Origin of the sequence: Nostoc sp., assembly GCF_036917675.1 — a bacterium.
GTDB lineage: Bacteria > Cyanobacteriota > Cyanobacteriia > Cyanobacteriales > Nostocaceae > Nostoc.
On the sequence record NZ_JBALCT010000031.1, the window covers coordinates 91,591 to 97,868 of the forward strand.

Consider the following 6,278-nt stretch of genomic DNA (forward strand, 5'->3'; position numbering starts at 1 on the left):
TTTTAAAATCACCGCTCTCTGTAAACTGCATTAATTACAATATCTTTGATACTTAGGTAAAGAATTAATACTAACAATAAAACTTGCTCAAATTGAAGAATTGGATCTAAACGCCAACCTTGAAATAACAAGATTGCTCCACTTAACAACATTATAATTGGCGTAAATATAAGTTGGATAATGTAAAGGGCTAAAGCCCAACCTCTAAGTCTGCTTCCACGTTGGGCTAGCCAAGCTACTGTTAAAATTAAGTAAAGAATTGCCCAAAGCAAATAAATAATTCCAATTAAACCAGCTAGATTTACTCCAAAGTTAACTTGAGCGAAAGTAAGCATTTATTAAAAATCCTGCTTAATGACAACCTAAAATTTTAAATTTATTACCAAGTACGTTCCTCAAAAGTTTTATTTAATGAAAAGTGTTGGGTTAAGCAATAGCAAAACCCAACTTATAATTCTTCTCCATCTCTTGTTAGAGCCTCTATCTTTTTTTACCAGGAGGTGAATTGCGCTGAGTGAGGTTATCAATTTGCAATTGTTGCCGTCCGTTGGTGATAATTCGCAACATATCCTTGAGATCCTGCTCAATATTTCCCAAAACGCCATCGGCATATACATCAGCACCATCTTCAATTTCTTGAGCTTGTGCGATCGCAGTTTGTCGCATTTGCTCTAACTCTTGCTGACAAGCATACCGCTTGCGGTCAATCTCGGCGAGGGTTTCTTGCATTATGGCCTCACACTCTTGTTGCGCTTGTCGCCGCAGTTGTTCAGCTTCTTGTTCTGCCTGTTGAATAATATCGCTTTCAGCTAAAATTTGCGCTCTTTTTGCTTGCGCGGCCTCAACAACCTGCTGCCCATACTCTTCTGCATCCAGCAGAATTTCATCCTTTTGTTCCAGAATCACTGCTGCTTCTTGAAAAAGTGATGGTAAGGCCAGCCGGATGTAATCAAGCTGATCGAGTAACTTTTCTTCATCTATGAGTGTGCGTCCCGTCAGTGGAATCCTGAGACTAGAGAGAACCATTTCCTCTAGGCGGTTGAGTTCCTGCTGAATATCTATGCTTCCCTCTCCACCGAGATATTCTTCAGGGGGGGGATTGCTTCCGTTGAGATTGGGTTCAACATTGGAAAGTTGTGATTGTAGCATTGGTATATCTCTAGAGCAATGTGTGGGGGAACAAGATGATCGATAGAACCACCAAACCTTGCAATCTCTTTTACCACACTACTACTTAAAAAACTATACTCATTTGAGGTTGCGAGAAAAACTGTTTCTATTTGAGTAGAAAGAGTTTTATTAGTGTGAGCCATTTGCAGTTCCACTTCAAAATCTGACACAGCCCGTAAACCCCGCAGCAAAACTTGTGCTTGTCGCATTTGGGCATAGTTGACGGTAAGACCATCAAAGCTGTCTACTTCTACATTCGGTAGATGTTGTGTAGAATGACGGATCTGATCTAGCCGTTGCTGCACACTAAAAAGTGGCATTTTGTTGGGGTTCCGCAGTACAGCGACAATCACCTGCTCAAACAGCCGACTACCGCGCCCGATGAGATCAAGGTGTCCCAAGGTTATGGGGTCGAAGCTACCAGGATAAATAGCAATCACAATTTTAGATATATCAAAGTTGTTTAGGTGATTATATCGAAACCGTTTTGTGTAACTTACTCAAATCTACCATTTTGCGCTCTGGGTAAGAATGCTCAACTCAATTGTTCTGGCGAGACAAGTTATGCTCAACTAGGCGTTAAAACTTAGACTCCTAAATATGGATGCTGGATTTTTACCTGTGTCTTCACAATTCTATTGTGGTAGATTCAAACGTAACTCTTTAGTATTCGAGACACAAGAAACTCCGTACTTAGCAAAGTGCGTGAGTAGTTAACGAACTTTTTTAGGTAATTTCTCATGGGACTGGATTTTTCCACCTTGCCCTTGGCGTTTCAATTTACTTCTCCAGGACCGATTCTGGTGAAATTAGGGCCACTAAGTATTCGCTGGTATGGCTTATTGATTGCCACAGCAGTATTAATTGGCGTTATCCTTTCCCAGCATTTGGCAAAACGCCGTAATGTTAATCCTGAGTTGCTAGGTGATTTGTTTTTTTGGTTGTTGATTGGGGCAATTCCTGGCGCACGGCTATATTACGTTTTCTTTGAGTGGTCAAAATATGCCCAAACTCCAGGAAAAATCTTTGCTATCTGGGAAGGAGGTATTGCCATTCACGGAGCAATTCTTGGTGGCGTTTCGGCTGCGTTAATCTTTGCCAAAATCAAGCAGGTTTCTTTCTGGCAACTAGCAGATTTAGTAGCGCCTTCGCTGATTTTAGGGCAAGCAATCGGACGTTGGGGCAATTTCTTTAATTCTGAGGCTTTTGGCAGTCCTACTGATTTACCTTGGAAGCTGTATATTCCACCAGACCATCGTCCTCTAGAATATGCTAGTTTCGATTACTTTCATCCCACCTTTCTCTACGAATCTCTATGGGATTTAATGGTGTTTACGCTACTAATAACGTTGTTTTTCCGCTCTTTATCCGGTAAACCACGTCTGAAGCTAGGCACGCTGTTTCTAGTTTACTGGCCAGCCTATAGCTTAGGACGCTTGTGGATTGAAGGCTTTCGCACAGATAGTTTGATGCTGGGGCCATTACGGATGGCACAAGTAGTCAGTAGTCTAGGAATTTTATTGGGATTAGTTGGGTTAGCTTGGCTTTACTTACTCAAACGTCCTTTACCCGATGTAGTTCCTACTCCGAAGTTAAATGGGGAAAGTGGGAGATGAGGGGAGTAAGAATTTTAGATTTTAGATTTTAGATTTTAGATTAAAGAATTGAAATTTAATCCAAAATCTAAAATCCAAAATTGAATTGCCCAATGCCCAAAAATAAAAAATGCCCCAGAATATTCTCTAGGGCTTAACCAGGGTGCATCTACCATTACTCTCTACTAGGGGAAAAGGGTGAATCCGGAAAGATACTGAGAAAATGCCCAAAAAATTTTTTGAGGGATTGCCGTGTGTGCTTTTAAGAGTGAATATACCGAAAACCTAAGCTCTAAAAAAACATTATATGCTGTAGAACCATCTGTGTATATTGTGGGGGCAGGCCCTGGAGATCCTGATTTATTAACGGTGAAGGCACAGAAACTACTGGCTGCTGCCGATGTGATTTTGTTTGCTGATTCTTTAGTACCCGAACAGATTTTAGAACTTTGCCGAGAAGATGCGGAGATAATTAGAACTGCGAATCAGACTTTAGAAGAGATTTTAGCGATTATGATCGATAGGGTGCGATCGCAGCACAAATCTCTAGTTCGTCTCCATTCTGGCGATCCCAGCCTCTACAGCGCCATCCACGAACAAATGCACCTCCTCGCCGAGGCAAATATCCCTTTTGAAGTCATACCAGGTATTAGCGCCTTTCAAGCTGCTGCTGCCAAACTAAAAGTAGAACTGACTGTCCCTGGTTTAGTTCAAACCATCATTTTGACACGCATCAGTGGACGTACGGAAGTCCCTGCCACTGAAGAATTAGCTACTCTTGCAGCGCATCAGGCTAGCCTTTGCCTATATCTGAGTGCGCGTCACGTCGAAAATGCTCAAGCTAAACTACTCGAACATTACTCAGCCGAAACCCCCATTGCAATTTGCTTTCGCATCGGCTGGCCTGATGAAAAAATCAGGGTTGTCCCCCTGAATCAAATGGCAGACTGCACTCATCAAGAAAACCTAATTCGTACTACACTTTATATAATCAGTCCAGCACTTTCGACAGCAAAAGGGCGATCGCGTTTATATCATCCCGAACATAGTCATTTATTTCGCTCATCTCATCATTAAACGCTGAGGCATGAGGCTTTTTTAAAACGCAGAGGGATGCAGAGTTTTGCCAAGTAGCTTGCTAGCTGCCACATTGGTGCAAGATGTGATGTAGATTTGTGTGTGGTGCGATCGCTGACCTAAATCTGCTTACTAATTATCACCATTTCATTAGTCGTCACTTTGAATCTAAAAGCTGTTCTTAGTAATATCACGATATTTCTGATCAACATCACGATATTTCGGTATAATCTATTCTTTAAGCCCCTAGTCTCTACTTTTGTGGCAGACAAAGTTGCCGCACTCTTTGGGGAAGTTGCCCACACATCTGCTGTAATCCTTGAGGATTAATTTGCCACAAAGCAAATAATCCCAGAGTTGTACCCCCCACAAGCAACGCCAACACTCCCCCCAGCATTACCAAGCGTTTACCCCGATGAGCTTTTGTAATTAAGGTTGGTGGGATTTCTGGGCTTGTAAATGGTTCCTCTGAAAGAGCCAAATCTAGATCCAAATCTAGATCCAAATCTAGCAGCGATCGCGAACTTTCTGTAAAGAAAATTGGTTCCTCTTATTCTTCTTGTTTTTCTTGTATTTCTGCTTCTATAATCTCTTCTGGCAAAGCCGGAGTCACAGGTACTAAGTATTCTGGAGAGACACGGTAATAAGTGAGAACAACAGGGGTTGGGGGTTAGGTCTCTATTGGATTCAACTGAGAAACGCTATAGAATCTAAGCAAAATTTGCTTGCTTGCTTAAGAAATCGCGGAAGCTGGAATGATAAAGACTGTAGCGGATTTCTCCATCAATTTCCTGGAGTATTAAAAACTCACGCCAATTTTCCAGAACTTCTTCAACATCGTATTCATTAGCATCAATCGCACTAGCAATGATTTCTGCTGATAAGGGTGATGAAACTTGCACTAACACACTCAGCACAAATGATTTCAATTTCCTCTCAAAAGTTGGCGAATTAAGGGGAATCATCTTGTGCAAATGCTGTTGATAATACGCCTCTAAACCAGGGGGAAGTCCATCAAACTCCTTAGAGATAGCAGGTAATATCTGGCTGAGGTACATGAAATTATTTTCGCTTTTGGCGGTTAGCTGTGCTGTGAGTTCTTCTGAGTTGTTGACGTATTGCCGAATGTATGCTTCGACATCTTCCTGGTTTTGTTGTGGGTATTCTGCTAAATCGAGAATTTGGGAAGGTGCTTCTATCAACAAACCCGATTGTTTTCGCACGTAGGGACGGCGGGTGAGAAGGAAATAGACGCCACGCGGGAGATATCTGGGAAGATAAAAGAGATTTGAGCCTGGGGTTTGGTCGTTGCGGTTAACGGCATCCAAGGCATCAATAGCAATGATAAACTTTTGTTGAGGTTCTAGCTTGTCGCTGACTTGCTGAAGAAGGGAAGGTAGAGACGTTTCTTGAGATGTCTGGGCAATTTGCGTGCAGATAGTAGCAATAAATTCCTCAGCGCGATTTTTGCCTGGGAGTTGGGCGTTGTAATAGAGAACGTAGGGATTTTCTGTGACGTACTTGGCGAGGATGGCACTTTTACCGCTACCGGGTGCGCCAATTATGGTAAAGTAACCGCGATCGCAACGCTGGAGAAAGTTGGATATAGCCGTGAAGACGAAGGCGCGACCAATAAAGTTTTGGCTTTTTTCGAGAATGACTTGTTGAAATTCTGTTGGGTTGGAGGGAGAATTGATTGGCGTTGGGGGTCGAGGTGAAGTGTTCATATTTTATTCGACATTCTCCAACTGCAAAAAATGCACTCTCCCTGATGACTCCCCTGCCACAATTGTCACCCCATCCGGTGCAACAGTACAGCAATAAAATGGAGCCTCTCCTGTAAAAGTGGCAATTTCTTTCCCAGTTTCCAGATTCCAGAGTTTGAGTGTGTTGTCAGATGAAGCAGAAATCACCTGCTTGCCATCGGGGGTAAGGGCTACTGCATTTACAGATTTGCTATGACCGTGGAAAGTAGGCTTATTCTTACCAGTTTGCAGATTGTAGAGTTTGAGTGTGTTGTTAAATGAACTAGAAATCACCTGCTTGCCATCGGGGGTGAGGGCTAATGCTGTTACCCAGTCGCGATAAGCGTAGAAAGTGCGCTCATTCTCCCCAGTTTCCAGATTCCAGAGTTTGAGTGTCTTGTCAGATGAAGCAGAAATCATCTGCTTGCCATCGGGGGTGAGAGCTACTGCATTTACCCTGTCGCTATGACCGTGGAAAGTCCGCTCATCCTTCCCAGTTTCCAAATTCCAGAGTTTGAGTGTCTTGTCAGATGAAGCAGAAATCACCTGCTTACCATCGGGGGTGAGAGCTACTGCATTTACCCTGTCACTATGAGCGTGGAAAGTCCGCTCATCCTTCCCAGTTTCCAAATTCCAGAGTTTGAGTGTCTTGTCAGATGAAGCAGAAATCACCTGCTTACCATCGGGGGTG

8 protein-coding genes are annotated in these 6,278 nt (G+C 42.8%); 2 read left to right on the forward strand and 6 right to left on the reverse strand.

Annotated features, from left to right (window positions below):
- Positions 1 to 8 precede the first annotated feature (8 nt).
- From V7K31_RS10825 to coaD, 3 genes are all read right to left on the reverse strand, one after another.
- Positions 9 to 335: a Ycf66 family protein gene (locus V7K31_RS10825; RefSeq protein WP_335094302.1), complete on the reverse strand. Its 327-nt coding sequence runs from the start codon at positions 333 to 335 to the stop codon at positions 9 to 11.
- 145 nt (positions 336 to 480) lie between these two features.
- A complete protein-coding gene (locus V7K31_RS10830; RefSeq protein WP_335094303.1) occupies positions 481 to 1,149 on the reverse strand; it encodes a DivIVA domain-containing protein in 669 nt (222 codons plus the stop codon).
- The gene (gene coaD / locus V7K31_RS10835; protein ID WP_335094304.1) at positions 1,059 to 1,610 is read right to left on the reverse strand and encodes a pantetheine-phosphate adenylyltransferase; all 552 of its coding nucleotides are present in this window, start codon (positions 1,608 to 1,610) and stop codon (positions 1,059 to 1,061) included. Before coaD ends, V7K31_RS10830 begins: the two co-directional genes overlap by 91 nt.
- Positions 1,611 to 1,910: 300 nt before the next feature.
- Between coaD and lgt the strand changes: the two genes are divergently transcribed.
- On the forward strand, positions 1,911 to 2,786 hold the full coding sequence (lgt, locus tag V7K31_RS10840; protein WP_335094305.1) for a prolipoprotein diacylglyceryl transferase: 876 nt from the start codon (positions 1,911 to 1,913) through the stop codon (positions 2,784 to 2,786).
- A gap of 231 nt (positions 2,787 to 3,017) precedes the next feature.
- Entirely contained in the window at positions 3,018 to 3,842 is an 825-nt protein-coding gene (cobM, locus tag V7K31_RS10845; protein WP_335094306.1) for a precorrin-4 C(11)-methyltransferase, read from the forward strand.
- A 253-nt stretch (positions 3,843 to 4,095) separates the two neighbouring features.
- On the opposite strand, the gene V7K31_RS10850 is transcribed toward cobM, so the two are convergent.
- From V7K31_RS10850 to V7K31_RS10860, 3 genes are all read right to left on the reverse strand, one after another.
- Positions 4,096 to 4,347 carry a hypothetical protein gene (locus V7K31_RS10850; RefSeq protein WP_335094307.1) on the reverse strand — a complete coding sequence of 84 codons (252 nt, stop codon included), beginning with the start codon at positions 4,345 to 4,347 and terminating at the stop codon, positions 4,096 to 4,098.
- A gap of 205 nt (positions 4,348 to 4,552) precedes the next feature.
- A complete protein-coding gene (locus V7K31_RS10855) occupies positions 4,553 to 5,569 on the reverse strand; it encodes an AAA family ATPase (protein ID WP_335094308.1) in 1,017 nt (338 codons plus the stop codon).
- Between the two features lie 3 nt (positions 5,570 to 5,572).
- Positions 5,573 to 6,278, reverse strand: a 706-nt coding sequence (locus tag V7K31_RS10860) for a WD40 repeat domain-containing protein (protein ID WP_335094309.1), incomplete at its 5' end; no start/stop codon positions are given.